The organism is Amycolatopsis sp., assembly GCF_036008905.1.
Taxonomy (GTDB): Bacteria; Actinomycetota; Actinomycetes; order Mycobacteriales; family Pseudonocardiaceae; genus Amycolatopsis.
Window position 1 is genome coordinate 1 of record NZ_DASYMU010000226.1, and the last position, 15833, is coordinate 15833.

18 protein-coding genes are annotated in these 15833 nt (G+C 66.8%); 17 read left to right on the plus strand and 1 reads right to left on the minus strand.

Annotated elements, in window-relative coordinates:
- The 10 genes from VGP60_RS36890 to VGP60_RS36935 form a co-directional block, all read left to right on the plus strand.
- A partial coding sequence (locus VGP60_RS36890) for a RidA family protein (protein ID WP_327552845.1) occupies positions 1–187 on the plus strand: 187 nt, incomplete at its 5' end.
- Between the two features lie 317 nt (positions 188–504).
- Positions 505–2244: a BTAD domain-containing putative transcriptional regulator gene (locus VGP60_RS36895; RefSeq protein ID WP_327552918.1), complete on the plus strand. Its 1740-nt coding sequence runs from the start codon at positions 505–507 to the stop codon at positions 2242–2244.
- Between the two features lie 163 nt (positions 2245–2407).
- Entirely contained in the window at positions 2408–4510 is a 2103-nt protein-coding gene (locus VGP60_RS36900; RefSeq protein ID WP_327552846.1) for an ATP-binding protein, read from the plus strand.
- Between the two features lie 186 nt (positions 4511–4696).
- The gene (locus tag VGP60_RS36905; protein WP_327552847.1) at positions 4697–5206 is read left to right on the plus strand and encodes a hypothetical protein; all 510 of its coding nucleotides are present in this window, start codon (positions 4697–4699) and stop codon (positions 5204–5206) included.
- Positions 5207–5244: 38 nt separating this feature from the next.
- Positions 5245–5718, plus strand: a complete 474-nt coding sequence (locus VGP60_RS36910; RefSeq protein WP_327552848.1) for a hypothetical protein — start codon at positions 5245–5247, stop codon at positions 5716–5718.
- 33 nt (positions 5719–5751) lie between these two features.
- Positions 5752–6153 (plus strand): hypothetical protein, encoded by a 402-nt coding sequence (locus tag VGP60_RS36915; protein WP_327552849.1) that lies wholly within the window; start codon positions 5752–5754, stop codon positions 6151–6153.
- 25 nt (positions 6154–6178) lie between these two features.
- Positions 6179–6577: a hypothetical protein gene (locus tag VGP60_RS36920; protein ID WP_327552850.1), complete on the plus strand. Its 399-nt coding sequence runs from the start codon at positions 6179–6181 to the stop codon at positions 6575–6577.
- Between the two features lie 177 nt (positions 6578–6754).
- Entirely contained in the window at positions 6755–7195 is a 441-nt protein-coding gene (locus VGP60_RS36925; protein ID WP_327552851.1) for a hypothetical protein, read from the plus strand.
- Positions 7196–7250: 55 nt separating this feature from the next.
- Positions 7251–7526, plus strand: coding sequence for a hypothetical protein (locus VGP60_RS36930; protein WP_327552852.1), 276 nt, complete (start codon positions 7251–7253; stop codon positions 7524–7526).
- Positions 7527–7649: 123 nt separating this feature from the next.
- On the plus strand, positions 7650–8054 hold the full coding sequence (locus tag VGP60_RS36935; protein WP_327552853.1) for a DUF6262 family protein: 405 nt from the start codon (positions 7650–7652) through the stop codon (positions 8052–8054).
- A gap of 196 nt (positions 8055–8250) precedes the next feature.
- On the opposite strand, the gene VGP60_RS36940 is transcribed toward VGP60_RS36935, so the two are convergent.
- The gene (locus VGP60_RS36940; protein ID WP_327552854.1) at positions 8251–9048 is read right to left on the minus strand and encodes an SDR family oxidoreductase; all 798 of its coding nucleotides are present in this window, start codon (positions 9046–9048) and stop codon (positions 8251–8253) included.
- A gap of 477 nt (positions 9049–9525) precedes the next feature.
- Here VGP60_RS36940 and fabG point away from each other — a divergent pair, with 477 nt between their 5' ends.
- The 7 genes from fabG (at position 9526) to VGP60_RS36975 (ending at position 15832) form a co-directional block, all read left to right on the plus strand.
- Entirely contained in the window at positions 9526–10269 is a 744-nt protein-coding gene (gene fabG, locus VGP60_RS36945) for a 3-oxoacyl-ACP reductase FabG (protein ID WP_327552855.1), read from the plus strand.
- 44 nt (positions 10270–10313) lie between these two features.
- Positions 10314–11066 (plus strand): enoyl-CoA hydratase/isomerase family protein, encoded by a 753-nt coding sequence (locus VGP60_RS36950; protein ID WP_327552856.1) that lies wholly within the window; start codon positions 10314–10316, stop codon positions 11064–11066.
- A 209-nt stretch (positions 11067–11275) separates the two neighbouring features.
- Positions 11276–11767 (plus strand): aromatic-ring-hydroxylating dioxygenase subunit beta, encoded by a 492-nt coding sequence (locus VGP60_RS36955; protein ID WP_327552857.1) that lies wholly within the window; start codon positions 11276–11278, stop codon positions 11765–11767.
- 22 nt (positions 11768–11789) lie between these two features.
- Positions 11790–12032: a hypothetical protein gene (locus tag VGP60_RS36960; RefSeq protein ID WP_327552858.1), complete on the plus strand. Its 243-nt coding sequence runs from the start codon at positions 11790–11792 to the stop codon at positions 12030–12032.
- A complete protein-coding gene (locus VGP60_RS36965) occupies positions 12032–13300 on the plus strand; it encodes an acetyl-CoA hydrolase/transferase family protein (protein ID WP_327552859.1) in 1269 nt (422 codons plus the stop codon). The genes VGP60_RS36960 and VGP60_RS36965 overlap by 1 nt, the downstream gene beginning before the upstream one ends.
- On the plus strand, positions 13297–14502 hold the full coding sequence (locus VGP60_RS36970; RefSeq protein ID WP_327552860.1) for an acetyl-CoA C-acetyltransferase: 1206 nt from the start codon (positions 13297–13299) through the stop codon (positions 14500–14502). Before VGP60_RS36965 ends, VGP60_RS36970 begins: the two co-directional genes overlap by 4 nt.
- 124 nt (positions 14503–14626) lie before the next feature.
- Positions 14627–15832, plus strand: a complete 1206-nt coding sequence (locus VGP60_RS36975; protein ID WP_327552861.1) for an enoyl-CoA hydratase-related protein — start codon at positions 14627–14629, stop codon at positions 15830–15832.
- Position 15833: the final 1 nt, after the last annotated feature.

The following is a 15833-nucleotide window of genomic DNA, read 5'->3' on the forward strand; positions in this document are numbered from 1 at the left end:
CGACGGCGGCAAAGTCGGCGAAGGCGACTTCGCCGCCCAGGTCGAGCAGTGCTACCTCAACCTCGGCACCGCGCTGGCCGAGGTCGGCGGCTCCTTCGACGACGTGGCGAAACTGACCGTCTACCTCGTCGACTGGACCCCCGACAAGATGCCCCTGTTCGCAGGGGGGGTCGCCCGGTCCTGGTGACCAGCTAACGCGTCACTACCAGCCGGTAGCTCGTGCGGCCGGGATCCCCCCATTCTCATGAGCTACCGGCCTGCCCTTCCGGGTGGGCGCAGCGACGACTCACGGAGGTCACCGTGAATACCACCCACGCGACCGGACCCGCACGATCCATCGATTCGGACCCAGGGGGACTATTGCTTTCCGAAAATGACGCCGTGGACCGGCTCCAACTCCTCGGCCCGGTCCGTTGCTGGCGTGGTGAGGTCGAGGTCGAGCTCGGCTCAAGGCACCGACGCGCCCTGTTCGCCGCGCTCGCTTTCGACTGCGATCTCATCGATGTGCACCGGTTCGAGGCGCTGCGGGCGAGCGCGGCACAGCACCGTCAGGCGGGCGAACCGGAAGCCGCGATGGCGGATCTCGAAGCCGCTACGGCGCGGTGGCACGGCGAGGCTCTCGCCGGGATACCTGGCCCGTTCGCGCAGGCCCAGCGGGCCAGGCTGACCGGGCTGCGAGTAACCGTCGCTGAGCATCATGCCGAACTCCTGCTCGAACTCGGCCGCCACGGCGAGGCGGTTGCCGAACTGGAGCCGTTGTGCCGCGAGCATCCGCTACGAGAACGGCTGCAGGGTCTGCTGATACGTGGGCTGCATCGCGTCGGGCGCACCATCGAGGCCATCGACGTGTTCACCGCCGCATACCGGAATCTCGTCGAGGCATCGGGGCTGGAGCCCGGACCCGAGTTGCACGAACTGCACGAACAACTTCAACGCACTGTCATGACGAGGCGAGTACCCGATCCGGTACCGCCCCTGCCGATCCTGCACATCGGCAGGGAAAGCGAGCTGGCACTGTTGCGCGGCGCGATCGCGGACGCCGGCGAAGGGCGCGGCCGCGTGGTGTGGGTCGAAGGTGAACCAGGTATCGGTAAGTCGACACTGCTCGCGGCGACACTGAACCCGCTTCCTGGCGAACCGCGGGTTTGCTGGGCCACGGCGGGGGAACCCGGTGCCAGAATCGTGATGTTGCTCATGGACGAGTTCCCCGACGTCAAGGAGCGGCGCGGTGATGTGGACCAGGTTTGTCAGCTCATGGCGCAGCGGTGCGAGGAAGGCCCCCTGGTTTTGGTCGGGGACAACTTTCAGTGGGCGGACGAGGCCAGCGCTCCCGCGGTCCGGGTAGCCGAACAGCTTGCCGCTGTCGGCCCGGCAATGGCGCCGTGGGCCGCCGAATGGCTGCGGGCGAACGCCGCCACGGTCGCCGCTGAACGCCCGCACCTCGCGATCGGGCTGCTTCGCCAGGTTCTCGGGCTCGGTGTGCCCGAGCGTGTCGATCAGGTGGGGCTCTCGGCTATGTTGGCCAGGCTGTTGTTCTGGGTGGGCAGGCAACCGGATGCGGAAGTCAGGTCCGTTCTCACGGCGACGACGGAGCCTTCGCTCACCGCCGAGATGCACTGGATACTCGGTTACGTGTGTTACCGGCGAGACGAGATCGACGAGGCGCTGCGCCACGTTATTACCGCTCTCAGCGACGAAGACATCCCGGAGACCTGGCGCCAGCGGCACGAGTCGCTGCTGGCGATGCTTTCCGACGAATTGCCGATACCTAGATCCTGGCTGGCGCGAAGATGGTCACCTTTCTCCATGGGCACGCCTTTTCCCGCCTTACTCGATCAAGAAGCACTGAATGCGGCAGGCGGCCCCGGACCGCAGCTCTGGTGGCTGGCCCCCTTTCACGCGCTGCCCGCGGATCTGCACCTGGTGAACGCCGCCTACGACTTCTGGGCGGGGAACTGGACCAGGGTGACCGCGGAACCGGACACCCTCACCCACGACGAACACCAGCGCCCGTCGTACATCCTGCGGGCCGACACCAACACCGGCCACAATTTCGTCATGGCGCACGGCACCGCGGCTGCGGTCGCCGCCCATCGGGCTAGTGTTGTCGTTTCCGCAGCAGCACTTGAACAAATGTTTACGCGGTGCTCATATGCACGCGGAAATGCTCGAATCGGCGCGGGAACTACAACGGAGGTGCCGTTGAGCCGTACCCGCGACGGCCGGCAACTCATCCCATCGTAATTAATGCCACCCTTCAGTTTCTCATCGAAACTGCTTTCGCGACCTGCCCTAAAGTATATATCTCCGAACGAGAAGGCTCTGCTAGAAACGCTGTATCAAGTCGCCCCCGCGCGAGCGGCCGGCGCGTGAAGCCGATTCGTTCTCAGCCGAAGGATGACCTCACATGGCGCAGCCGACTGGAACGTGCCCCGTTTCCCGCCTGCCCGTGCTGTTGGCGGATCGGCTCTCGGCGGCGCGCAGGCGCGCCTTCGTCGGGCGCGCCAGTGAGCTGGCCGCGTTCCGGGAGGTCCTGGCGGGCGAGGCCGGCTGCGTCACGGTGCTGTTCCTGCATGGGGCTGGCGGCGTCGGGAAGTCGGTGCTGCTTCGCCGGTTCGCCGACGATGCCGTCGCCGCGGGCCGGGCTGTGGTCGAACTTGACTGCCAGACCATCGCGGGTCGACCGGCGGCTTTCCGGGCCGAGGCGAGCCAGGTGCTCGGCCACGACTCCGCGGTGCTGCTGGTCGACGCGTTCGAGCACTGCCAGGACGAGGAAGCGTGGTTGCGCGACACCTTCCTGCCCCGGCTGCCGGAGGACACGGTGGTGGTCATCGCGGGACGGCAGCCAGCAAGTCCACAGTGGACGTCGGACGCGGCCTGGGCGGATCTCATGCGGGTTGCCCGGCTGGACGATCTCGGGACGGCCGACGCGGTGGAGTTGCTGCGGGCATGCGGCATGCCGGAGGAGCGGCACGGGAGCGTGCTCCGGTTCGCCGGTGGGCATCCGCTGGCCTTGCGGCTGGCGGCCGAGGCGATCACCCGGGATGACGACCACTCAGGGGAGTGGGCGCCCGCACCCGAGGTGATCAGCACCCTGCTGGCGCGCCTGCTGGACGAGGCCCCGACACCGGTCCACCGGCGCGCGCTGGAAATCTGCGCGCACACTCTGGTCACGACAGAGGAGCTGCTGCGCGCCGTACTCCCCGAACACGACGCCGCCGCCCTATTCACCTGGCTGCGGTGCCTGCCATTCGTGGAGCATGGCGAGCACGGCCTGTTCCTCCGCGACGTGCTGCGCGGGGTGCTCGGCGCCGACCTGCGCTGGCGCGATCCCGAGGGATTCGCCCTGGTGCACCAACGGCTGCGCACTCATCTGCTGGAGCGCGTTCGCTCGGCGTCCCCGGCGCAGCTGATGGCGCGTACCCGGGAGCTGATCCACCTCTGCCGGTTGCACCGCCCGGAGAGGCCGGTGCCGGAAAGCGGCCGGCACGCCGTCGACGGAACCTATGAAGACGATTTCCGCGAGGAGGACCGGGACGCGGTGCTCGGCGTCGCCGCGGCGGACAGGGGGGCCGAGTTCGTGCCGGTGATCGAGTTCTGGCTGGACCGCCTGCCCGAGTCCGTGCTGACCTACCGGACCACCCGCGACGGCCGGATCATCGCCTTCCTCCAGCGACTGCGACTGGTCGAACCCGCGGCGGAGGAGTCGGCCGCCGATCCGGCGGTGGCCGCCGCCTGGAACCATGTGGCCGAGGCGGGACCACTGGCCGATGGCGAGCACATCGTTGTCGCGCGGCAGGTCATCGACCCGGCCGCCCGCGGCGTTCAGGGCATCACCGACCTGCTCTCCTGGCGGCAGGTCGCCGAAGCCTTCCACGCGGACCGGCCCGCCTGGTCCTTCCGGCTCGTGCGGGGCAGCACCCCGGCCTGGCTCACTCGCTGGGGATTCTCCGACACCGGAACTGTCGTGCCAGAAGGCATCCCGTTCCACCTCAACGCCCGCGACTGGCGGGCGGGCCCGGCCGAGGAACTGCTGGTCTGCCTCGACCAACGGCTGTGCGTCCGGCCGGAGCGCAACCCCGCCGACCACGCCCGCGCCACCCAGGAATCGCGGCGGCCGGAGTTCGACGCGGCGGTCAAGGACGCGCTGCGATGCTGGCACAGCCCCGCCGAACTCGCGGCCAACCCGTTGCTCCGCGACCTCGCGCTGGCCGGAGGTCTCGGCGGCTCCTCGCCGGACACGCTGCGCGCCCGGCTGGCCGAGGCGATTCACCAGCTGGCCGAAACCGCCCGCACGGTGAAGTACCACCGCGTGGTGACCGCGACCTACCTCAACGGCAACACGACCCAGGCCGGAACCGCGGAGCGGCTCGCCCTGCCGTTCAGCACCTACCGCAGGCATCTCACCGCCGGAGTGCAACAGATCTGCGATCTCCTCTGGAGGAGCCGGACGCGCGCCGAGCACGAGCCGAGCCACCTCCCGGCCGGCCCCACGCGCACGCGGCTCTGACCGCCAGCGACCCGAATTCCGTATTCCCTTGCTCTTTCTCCCATAATGGATACCCGTCTGCCCGCAGCCAGGTGAGCACTGGTGAGTCGCAGTGAGCAGTGGTGAACACTTGAAAGCTATCCGTGCGCAGGAAATGATTTCTCTGCCTCGGCAATCCTGCCGGGCAAGGGGATCAGGGAGAACGAAATGCATCCCATCCGCAATCAGATAACCGCGCTGCTCCTCGGCGCGGCCACCGTTACCGGAATCATGCTGCCCGCCGCCACCGCCCAGGCCGCACCCGTGGAGCAGCATTCGCCGGCCGTGATCTCAAGTGAGATGGCCGCCCTCGGCATCTCGGTTGACGTCGTCACGAACACCGTGAACATCACCGGAAAGCTCTATTCAATCATCTCCGCCGCCATCGCGCAGAACCAGAACCGCTCCGGCTACGTGAAGAGCCTGATGGAGGGTTCCTTCTACGATGCCCGCCAGCGGTACAACGTGATGGTGATCAAGGCGGGTCACAATTACACCGCGAATCTGAAAAACATCGTCTACGACGCCACCGTCCACGGCAGCGACTATCCCGCCTTCCGGGTCATCGTCTTCAGTTCCGGCACGTTCACCAACCGCGGCGACGGCGGTTGGATCAACTGGGCTTTCCGTGGCTGGTTCAACCGCGACGGAATGACGGTCAACTTCCGCAGGCCGTGACCGCGCGTGCTGACCGCCGACTTCCGAGAGGACAACAGATGAAGCTCAAGGCACTGCTCGTCGCCCTGCCGATCACCGCGCTCACGATGCTCGGAGCGCAGGTCCCCGGGCACGCCGCAGCCGAACAGTCCGCCTCCGTCGTGGTGGCGTCCAACAAGCCGTCCGTCACCGTGCACCTGGACAACGGCGCCAACGGTATCCGGGTCGCCAACGCGATCAGCAACATTGACGAGAAAGATCGAGGAAAGTTCGTCCAGCGTGTGGTCGACACGGCCTTCACGGTAAGCGGGAGGCGCTTCAACGTCATTGTCATGAACCTCAGCCAGGGCTACAACGAGCGACTTCAGGGAAAGCGGATGTATGCGAACATCCGTTACAAAAGCATCAGCTACGGCCTGTGGATCACAGAAGCCGGGCAATTCACCAACACCGGTGACGGAGGTTGGATCAACTGGGGATTCCGTGGCTGGTTCAACCGCAACGGAATGACCGTGACCTTCCGCCACCCCTGACCGGTGTTCCGCACCGAGAAAGGACACCGAACAATGAAGGTCCGACAGAAGATCGCGGCTTACGCCACCGCGCTGCTCGCGCTCACCGGTGCGCTGACCCTGGCGGCTCCCCAGGCGGCGTCCGCGGCCGGTATCGATAGCTGCGATCTCAGCAAGAAGGTCAACGAGCTACGCGGCTGGGACACCAACGGCAAGTACAACATCGTAGTGTGGCAGGAGTCTGCACGCCAGCACAGCCGCTTCAACGGAATCGTAATCCAGGGGCACGCCACCGCCAGACAATGCGCGGCCGTAGTCCCGGAAACCGTCCATTACTTCTGGGTCGTGTTCCGGGACGGTGAGTTCACCCGCAAGGGCGACGGCGGTTACCGGAACTGGGCCTTCTTCGGCCGCTGGAACCGCAACGACAAGTACGTGAAGTTCCTCCCCCGATAACCCCTCCAGACAAGGACATCGCGAGATGCAGACCAAGACAATGGCCAAGGGCCTCACTATGCTCGTGCTCGCCGGCACGCTGTCCGTCGCGGCCCCGCAGGTGGCGTCGGCGAGCGACTACATCAACCCCTGCGACCTCAGCACGAAGATCGACGAACTGCAGGGCTTCGGGTCCGACAAGTCCAAGAACATCGTTGTCTACAAGGAGAGCGCCCGGAAGTCCAGCCGCTTCAACGGCATCGTCTCCTCGGGCACGGTCAGGGCGACGCCCTGCGGCGAACTCTTTGGACTCAGCAACTACCACTGGGTGGTTTTCAAGGGCGACGGCGAGTTCGTCCGCAAGGGCGACGGCGGCTATCGGAACTGGGCCTTCTACGGCCGCTGGACCCGCAACGACAGCGTCGTGAAGTTCCACCGCCGCTGACCGGTGGGGCCGCGGGGCGGGAGGCGACGGACGCCCCCGCCCCGTCTCCGCGCGGGACGGTCACGACCACGCTCGGGTCGTTCCCGCCGGAGCGGCGCGTGAACACGGTCGTCTCGGCGAACGCGGCAGCTGGTTTGCGCTGTGGTGACCGCGACGCGGTCGTCCCCCAGACTGTCGATGGCAATCGACCGTGGAATCGGTTCCGTCGTTGTCAGCCCGCAATCCGCGTCCCTATCCGGCCGACATGTCGCCCAGATCGACCAGACGATTATTCAAGATCCCGACGTCGATGCGACCGTTCGTATGATGCTGCGCTTCGCTCGGTGGTCCGGCCCGCGCATCAGCGAGCTGATCGCCATGCCGCTCGACGTGCTGCACCACAACCCAGGAGGCGGCTATTGGGTCGAGTACTGGATGACCAAGACGGACAGCTGGCGCCGGTTCCCGATCCCGGACGACCTCGCCGCGGAGATGCGAGCCCAACAGGACGCCGTCCACGCGGTGTTCACGTCAAGGCCTTGTTCGCCAAACACGGCGGCCGGTCTGCCCTCACGGGCGAGGTTGTCAGCGGCGGCGAGATTCACCGCTACCGGTACACAATCGGTACCGCACTGCTGAACAACAACTGGTCACAGCCCGAGGTCCAAGGTTCCTCGGGCACATCTCCGCCACGATGACCTCCTTCTACGCCAAGATCACAGATGAGACGCTGACCAAGAAGGCAAACGAGTTCCGTCGGCAGCAGAACAAGACGGCCGCTGCATCACGGTTGGACCCCAAGGTGGAACGCCTGCGCGAGAAGTTCTCGGTCGTGCTGCCCAACGGAGGCTGCAAGCTGCCGGCGAACATGTCGTGTGACTTCCGGCCGAACCCGTGCCTGGATTGCTCGTTCTTCGAGCCCAGTGGCGAGGGAGTCGAGGAGACCACCAGGCCCATCGCATCCGCCTGAAGACCCTGATCTCCGACGCCCGCGAGTCGGGCGAGCAGGCGGTCGTGGATCTCAACCAGACGACGCTCGATCGGCTTGACCAGGTCCTCGGGCAGGACCCGAATCTGCAGGAGGAAGACGCGAGTGCCTGACCACGTGGATCGCGAACAGCGCGTCGAACGGCTCCGGGAAGCTGCGGCGACCCGTTCCGCCGACGCGATCGCGCGGGCACACCGAGCCGTCACGACGCTCGTCGCCCGCGGCGGGACGGTGACGTTCGCCAGCGTCGCCGCCGAGGCTCACGTCTCCGAAAGCTTCCCCTGCAAGCATTCTGAACTGCGTGACCGCATCGCTGCCGCCCGACGCAAAGCCCGTTCCAGCCACGATGCAGCATCCGCGGCTTCTTTGAGGGTCCAGCTCGACGTCGTCATTGACCGTCTCAACAAGACGAACGCCCGCAACGCATTGCTAGCCAAGGAAAACGAGACGCTACGCGGAGAAGTATCCGATCTTCGTGCGCGCCTGCGGCGGCTAGCCGCGTCCCCGTAGTAGGGTCTCTACCACAGGCGATCTGGTAGCTGACCAGGCATTTCGTGGTTCGACCTCAAGATAAGACTCGAACCCACAACCTACGGATTAAAAGATCGAGACCCGCTTTCCTCCCTGGGAAGGGCCCGGCAGCCGCTTGTGCGAGGCGCGCGCGGATGGCCGGTCCGTCGAGGCTTCAACGAGCCCGATGGGTTCGTCACGGCATCGAGTAGCCGCCGCTGATCGAGATCACCTGGCCGGTGATCTGATGTGCGCAGCGTCGCGAGGAAAGCCACACGACCGCATGGGCGACATCGCGGGCGGTGGACAGCCTGCGCAAGGGGACCAGCTTCCGCAGTCCTTCGGTTTGCTTCTCGGTGAAGATCTTGTCACGCCCGGCTGTCCACAGGCTGTTCGTGCCGACCGCGCTCGGCCCGTCGGGCAGGACAAGACCGGGACAGACCACATTGGACCGGATGTCGTGCCGGCCGTGCTCCTTGGCGACGGTCCGCGCCAGCGCGATGAGACCTGCCTTTGCCGTGCCGTAAATACCCTGGCGCACCTCGCCGAACGCGGCGTCGCTGGAGATGAACACGATCGACCCGCCACCAGTCGTGCGCATCTGCGCGATAGCCGCCTGGGTGCAGTCGATGGCGGCGAACAAGTTGATCTCAACCGTTCGCTGCCACTTGCCGCGGTCGGTGTCCTCGGCGAGGTAAGCGGGTTCGGTCCAGCCCGCGTTGTTGACCAACGTGTCGACGCCACCCCAACGGCTCACAACCTGTTCGACGACGTGGACACCCGCTCCATCCTCAGTGAGGTCCTGCTCCACCACGACGGCCGCGCTCGCGCCACATTCAAGCGCCTCGGCCCGCACGCGTTCGGCCTGCTCGGCGTCGACGTCGCAGATCGCCAGCCGTGCGCCCTCGGCGGCGAAACCGTGCACTATTCCACGGCCGATGTTCGATGCACCGCCCGTGACCAGGATGCGTGCTCCGGCCAGGCCGAGATCCATGACGTCCTCCCTTGCGTCGCTCGCCATCCGGTTGACTCGGTTAACCCTAGAATCTATTCTAGATTTTAAAATGTCAACAGCTGAATGGTGGCGTGATGAGGATCTTCGTCGGCAACTTCGGCATCGAGGATGCCGTAACTCAAGCGCGTGCGCGGGCCGGCGGTGGTGGCCGACGGCCCGCCGAGGGGCGGAAGACCGGGCCATTCGGCGGTGCCATCGCACAGGGGTTGGTGTCGCGTGTCTGGGCTCAGATCTGCCGGGGCGATGGTGTTCGGACAGCGCTGGGTCGCGGAATCACCAGGATGCGTCTGGTTTCCCCGATGCGTGTAGCTGTTCAGCCGCGGATGAGTGACGTCACTCCGTTGGCGGAAGCGGTGCTGCTCGCCGTGACGAGCGTGATCGAGATGCCGGCAGTGAGACGTCGGCGTGTGTCGTCGAGTCCATCGCCCGCGTCATCGCTGGGTGGGAGGTGAGCCGATGGGCGCGGATCTGGTGGCAGGGCGCACGGCGATTGTCACGGGCGCCGCACAGGGGATCGGTTTGGCGATCGCCCGGCTGCTGCACGAAAATGGAGCGAAGGTCGTGCTGGTCGATCTGGCTGCCGATCTGGCCGGACAGGCTGCTGCCGGAATCGGCGGGGACAGGCTGCTGCCACTGGCCTGCGATGTGACCGACGAGGCGTCGGTCGAGCAGGTTGTGCGGCAGACCGTCGAGGAGTTCGGATCGCTCGAGATCTACGTGAACAACGCTGGAATTGCCCGGGATGCCTCATTGCGCAAGATGAGCGTCGACGACTTTGAGGCGGTCATGAATGTTCATCTCAAAGGGAGCTGGCTCGGTGTGCGTGCGGCGTCGGCGGTGATGCGGGAGGCCGGGCGCGGCTCGATCGTGAACATCTCGTCGCTCTCGGGCAAATCCGGCAATGCCGGCCAGACCAATTACAGTGCCGCGAAGGCGGGCATTGTCGGCTTGACCAAGGCGGCGGCCAAGGAGCTCGCCCACAAGGGCGTGCGGGTCAACGCGGTGCAGCCGGGGCTGATCCGCTCGGCGATGACCGCGGCCATGTCGCCGCAGGCGTTCGCCGAGCGGGAGGCCGCGATTCCGATGAGACGCGCGGGAGAACCCGGGGAAGTGGCTGGGGCGGTGCTGTTCCTCGCGAGTGATCTGTCCAGTTACATCACCGGAGCCGTGCTCGAGGTCGGCGGCGGCAGGTTCATGTGAGCGCGCCAGTAGAACCGGCAGGGGAGGAGACCGTCCTGGTCAGCATGCCCGTCGACCACGTTGCGCAGCTGACGCTGAATCGTCCGGGTAAACGCAATGCGATCGACATGCCGCTGCGGGTCCGGCTCGCCGAGGCGCTGGAGTCGACGATGGCTGACTCCGCGGTGCGAGTGGTCGTGCTGACCGGCAACGGCGGCACCTTCTGTTCCGGCGGTGACATTTCGACCATGCGACGACAGCCTGCCGAGGAAGCCCGGCCACGGGCCCAGGCGGCTCAACGCGTGATCAGCGCGATCTGGAGCGGGCCGAAACCGGTGATCGCGGCGGTTGAGGGCTTCGCGTTCGGCGCGGGAATTTCGCTCGCGATCGCCTGCGACCGGGTCGTCACGGCGTCGAACGCCACGTTCAACCCTGCGTTCACCAGCGTCGGCCTGGCCGGTGACATGGGTATCTTCGCCAGCTTGCCGGCCCGGGTCGGGGTCGCGGTGGCTCGCCAGCTCATGTTGCTGCCCCGTCGCCTCTCCGGTGTCGAGGCCTTCGATATGGGATTGGCCGACTGTGTGGCCGAACCCGGGCAGGCGCTGGCCCGGGCCTTGGCCGACGCGGCGGTGATGGCGGCCGCGCCGCCGCTGGCGCTGGCCGGTGTCAAGGCGATGTTCACAGGTTGGCCGGTCGACCTCCGGGAGGTGCTGCGGCGCGAGGTGGTGCTGCAGGAGCAGCTGTTCGATACCGACGACGTCGCCGAGGGGATCGCTGCGTTCGGTCAACGGCGCGCCCCGGTTTTTCGCGGGCGCTGAGGTATGGCTGACCTGCGCTGCTTGTTGTGCCGCGGGCTTCCGGCAACTATTCTAATTGATATTAGAAGGTGGGGAGGATGTGTGTGTGGTGCCGGGCCGCGAGCCATGTCGCTCCCAGCTTCGAGAGACCACCCGGAGCGGAACCCGCGCACCCCGGATGTTATCCGCGTCCACCGGCAGCCGGTGAGGCGAGAAACAGGAGGACCACCTTGACCGCGACTACGGGTACCGAGTTCGATCTCCGGCAGATCGAGCAGTTTCTCTACCGTGAGGCCCGCTACGCCGACGAGCACGACTACGACGCTTGGGAAGCGTTGTGGACTGACGACGCGCTGTACTGGGTGCCGGCCGGCGACGATTCCATCGATCCAGGGACACGGATGTCGATCATCTACGACAATCGCGCCCGCATTTCCACCCGGCTCAAACAGCTGCGCACGGGTAAGCGGTACGCCCAGTCGCCGCCGTCCACTCTGCGGCGGGTGATCTCCAACATCGAGGTGCTCGGCGTCGAAGGCACTGACACGATCGTCGGTGCCAACGGGCTGGTGACCGAGTCCCGCACCCGGGGTGTGCAGCTGTGGGTCGGTCGGTTCACCTATCGCCTGCGTGTTGTCGACGGCGAGATCCGGCTCGCCTACAAGAAGGTGCTGCTCGTCAACGGTGATCAGGCGCTGCCATCCATGACGTTCCTGATCTGACGGATCGATCATGGGAGGGCGAATGTCCGAAGTACCCGGTAATGAAGTTCAGCCGCACGTGATCGGGAGTGAGTTCGCGGAGGTCGCGGTGGACGTCGACATGGCCGCGAACGGCCCACGACTCAGGCTGGAGGATCGCCGCACCGGTCGTGTCCGCTATCTGGACGCGCTGGAGCTGGAAACCGTCGTGTGGCTCCCCGAGGGACACCTGCGGCAGATCCTCGATCCCTCGGCTGACCGCTGGCGCGAGGAGCCCGGCCGCTGATGGCGGAGGTTGCCGACGGGGTCCACGCGCTCGACCTGGCGCGATTTGTCCGCCAAGGCGACCTGGTCGTGTGGGGGCAGGCCTGCGCCGAGCCGCTGAGCCTGACCGAACGGCTGATGCGGCAGCGGCGGGCTATCGGCGGCTTTCGCTGCTTCCTGGGAATTCCCGCGTCCGCGACGGTGCGTCCAGAGCACGGAGACGAGGTGTCGTTCGTGTCCTACTGCGGCAGTGGCGGCAACCGGGACCTGTACCGGGCGGGTGTGCTGGATGTGCTGCCTTGTCACTATTCGATGCTGCCGGACCTCCTCAGCCGCGGGCCGCTGCGCGCGGACGTCGTGATGCTGCAGGTGCCGCCCGCGGACGAACATGGTCAGTACAGCCTTGGGCTCGCCGACGACTACGTGTCCGCGGCGATCGACACCGCGCGTGTCGTCATCGCCGAGGTGAACGACCAGGCGCCACGCACCAGCGGTCCCCGGCGGCTGTCCGAAGGGGACCTCGACGTCATCGTGCGCACATCACGGGCGCCTGCCGAGATGCCCGCCCGGCATTGTGACGCCCGGACCGGCCGTGTCGCGGAGAACGTGGCGTCGCTGATCGAGGACCGGGCGACGCTGCAGTTCGGGATCGGCGCGCTGCCGGAGGCCGTGCTCGCGAAACTGGGCGATCGTCGCGACCTGGGCGTCCACTCCGGACTCATGAACGACACCGCGGCGGATTTGATGGAGACCGGGGTGATCACCAACGCTCGCAAGAGTCTCGATCGCGGCAAGTCGGTGGCCGGGGTGCTCATGGGTACGCGCAGGCTTTTCACTTTCGCTGATGCCAACCCCGCGCTGGAACTCCGGCACACCCGCTACACGCACAATCCGGGTGTACTCGCCGCGCAAGACAGGCTCGTCGCGATCAACTCCGCGATCGAGGTCGATCTGACCGGACAGGTGAACGCCGAGGGGATCGGCTCGATCTATGCGGGGGCCGTCGGCGGCGCGGCGGACTTCCTGCGTGGCGCGGCGCGCTCGCATGGGGGAGTGCCGATCGTCGCGTTGCCGTCGACCGCGGGTGAGGTCAGCCGGATCGTCGCGCGGCTGTCCGGCCCCGTGAGCACCGCGCGCGCCGACGCCGGGTTCGTGGTTACCGAGTTCGGGATCGCGGACCTGAGAGGGCAGCCGCTTCGGCAGCGTCAGATGCGGATGCTCGCGATCGCCCATCCCGATCACCGGCGTTCGCTGGAAGCGGCCATCGAGAACACAGGAGCAGGAATATGAGACGTGCCACGATAGTCGCTCCACTGCGCACGCCGGTGGGCACCTTCGGCGGAACACTCCGTTCGGTGCCGGCCGAAGACCTTGCCGCCGCCGTGATCAAGGCGGTCGTGGCACGGTCGGGTATCGACCCGGCATTGATCGAGGACGTCGTCTTCGCGCAGTCCTATGCGAACTCCGAAGCGCCGTGCATCGGGCGGTGGGCCGCTTTGCACGCCGGGCTGCCGATCGGGGTGCCCGGGCTGCAGACCGACCGCCGGTGCGGAGGCGGGCTGCAGGCGGTGGTGACCGCCGCGATGATGGTGCAGACCGGCGCGGCCGATGTCGTGCTGGCCGGTGGTGTGGAGAGCATGAGCTCCATCGAGCATTACACCACCAGCATGCGGTGGGGCAGCCGTTCCGGGAACGTCACCCTGTTCGACCGCCTCGACCGGGGCAGGGAGCGCGCACAACCGGCGTGGCGCTTCGGCCCGATCAGCGGCATGGTCGAGACCGCGGAGAATCTGGCGCAGCGCTTCGGCATCACCCGGGAAGAGGCCGACAGCTTCGCTGTTCGCAGCCACCAGCGCGCAGCGGACGGCTGGCAGTCCGGCAGGTTCAACGACGAGGTCATTCCGGTCGAGGTGCCGCAACGCCGCGGGGAACAGGTGAGCTTCAGTGTCGACGAAGGCGTCCGTGCCGGCTCGACGGCGCAGACGCTCGGAGCCTTGCGCACCATCATGCCGGGCGGCACCGTCACCGCCGGTAACTCCAGCCAGCAGAACGATGCGGCAGCCGCGTGCCTCGTCGTTGCGGAAGACATGCTCGGCAAGCTGGGCCTGACCCCGTTGGGGGCGCTGGCGGGATGGACCGCCGTCGGCTGCGAACCCGCGACCATGGGTATCGGCCCGGTACCGGCGGTCGCGAAGCTGTTCGACCGGACCGGCCTGTCGTTCGACGATCTCGACCTGATCGAGCTCAACGAAGCGTTCGCCTGCCAGGTTCTGGCGGTACTCAAGGGCTGGGGCCTCAACGACGACGAGGTCGCGGATCGGCTCAACGTCAATGGTTCTGGTATCTCGCTGGGGCATCCCATCGGCGCGACCGGGGTGCGCATCCTCACCACCGCGTTGCACGAGTTGCGTCGCCGTGGCGGACGCTACGCACTGGAGACGATGTGTATCGGCGGGGGGCAAGGGATGGCGGCGTTGTTCGAAGCCATGTGAGGCCGCACGGGTGCGGCCCGCGAGTGGAATGAGTATTGACACTGGCATAGAATCTTATCTATATTAAATTTAATTCGGTGCTGGACACGGCTTCGTGGCTTCGGCTGTTGTGGAGGTGGGCAGGGTGGACGGGACCGTCGCGGAAAGGCTGGCGACCGAGCTCTATCAGGCGCTCGCCGGTGGTGACCGCGAGTCGCTCGACCGCCTGCTGCATTCCCAATTCAGTGGCCGGACGGCCGCGGGATTGCCGCTTGCGCTCGGTGGCGGCTACGACAGTCCGGCGGCGATGCGCGAGCAGTTCTGGGGTCGTATCGGGAGCGAGTTCGCGATACGAGCTGAGCCGATCGAGTTCGGACTGCTCGAGGACGGGCGGCTCCTCGTGCGTGGGCACTACCGCGGCGTGGTCAAGCTCACCGGGCGGGAACTGGATGCCGAGTTCGTGCATCTCCTGTCGTTCACCGGAACGGCCATCTCGGGGTTGGTACAACTGACGGACACTGCTCGCTGGCGCGAGGCCTTGGCACAAGGCGACTTTCGGTCCGGTGGCGACGCGGTGGAATTCGGCATCGAGGCCGGGCTGGGCGTACTCCGGCTGAATCGGCCGGATACACGCAACGCGCTGAACCAGGCTGTCGCCGACGAACTGTACGAGGTCGCACAGCGCTGCGCCACCGAGCAGGATTTGCGAGCCCTGCTCGTGGTAGGCAACGGCTCCGCGTTCACCGTGGGTGGCGACATTCGCGTGTTCGCCGACGCCGGGCCTGCCGAACTGCCAGGGACCCTGCGGCGGATGGCCGGGCGTTTCAACGAGGCTCTGCTCGTGTTGAGCACCCTCGGCGTTCCGATAGTGACGGCCGTGCAGGGTGCGGTAGCCGGCGGCGGCCTCGGCTTGGTCCACCTCGCCGACATAGCGCTTGCCGCCGAAGGCACGAAGTTCGCGACCGGGTTCACCACGATCGGGCTTCCCGGCGATGGTGGCAACTCCTGGTTCCTGCCCCGGCTCATCGGCCCGCGCAAGGCCGCGGAGATGTACCTCGAGCAGCGCGTGCTTGACGCGCGCGAAGCGGCGGACTGCGGCCTGGTCACCAGGGTCGTACCGGCTGAGGAGCTCGTGGAGCAGGCCGAAGCGGTTGCCCGCCGGCTCGCCCAGGGCCCAACTCGCGCCTACGCCGAAATCCGGACCCTGCTGCGTGATTCGTGGACGGCGACGCTGCCGCAGCAACTGGCCGCGGAAGCCGGGGCAATGGCCCGCGCCGGTGCCACCTCCGACGTGGTCGGCGCCGTCCGCAGCTTTGTCACCAAGACTGTTCCGGAATTTCGAGGGAGGTGAC

Bases quoted from the DNA above. Each gene is read 5' to 3' on its own strand.
- VGP60_RS36900 (WP_327552846.1), top strand. From the start codon at position 2,408: ATGGCGCAGCCGACTGGAACGTGCCCCGTTTCCCGCCTGCCCGTGCTG.
- VGP60_RS36940 (WP_327552854.1), bottom strand. From the start codon at position 9,048: ATGGATCTCGGCCTGGCCGGAGCACGCATCCTGGTCACGGGCGGTGCA.
- VGP60_RS36950 (WP_327552856.1), top strand. From the start codon at position 10,314: ATGCCCGTCGACCACGTTGCGCAGCTGACGCTGAATCGTCCGGGTAAA.
- VGP60_RS36960 (WP_327552858.1), top strand. From the start codon at position 11,790: ATGTCCGAAGTACCCGGTAATGAAGTTCAGCCGCACGTGATCGGGAGT.
- VGP60_RS36920 (WP_327552850.1), top strand. From the start codon at position 6,179: ATGCAGACCAAGACAATGGCCAAGGGCCTCACTATGCTCGTGCTCGCC.
- VGP60_RS36915 (WP_327552849.1), top strand. From the start codon at position 5,752: ATGAAGGTCCGACAGAAGATCGCGGCTTACGCCACCGCGCTGCTCGCG.
- VGP60_RS36970 (WP_327552860.1), top strand. From the start codon at position 13,297: ATGAGACGTGCCACGATAGTCGCTCCACTGCGCACGCCGGTGGGCACC.
- VGP60_RS36905 (WP_327552847.1), top strand. From the start codon at position 4,697: ATGCATCCCATCCGCAATCAGATAACCGCGCTGCTCCTCGGCGCGGCC.
- fabG (WP_327552855.1), top strand. From the start codon at position 9,526: ATGGGCGCGGATCTGGTGGCAGGGCGCACGGCGATTGTCACGGGCGCC.
- VGP60_RS36965 (WP_327552859.1), top strand. From the start codon at position 12,032: ATGGCGGAGGTTGCCGACGGGGTCCACGCGCTCGACCTGGCGCGATTT.
- VGP60_RS36930 (WP_327552852.1), top strand. From the start codon at position 7,251: ATGACCTCCTTCTACGCCAAGATCACAGATGAGACGCTGACCAAGAAG.
- VGP60_RS36910 (WP_327552848.1), top strand. From the start codon at position 5,245: ATGAAGCTCAAGGCACTGCTCGTCGCCCTGCCGATCACCGCGCTCACG.
- VGP60_RS36925 (WP_327552851.1), top strand. From the start codon at position 6,755: ATGGCAATCGACCGTGGAATCGGTTCCGTCGTTGTCAGCCCGCAATCC.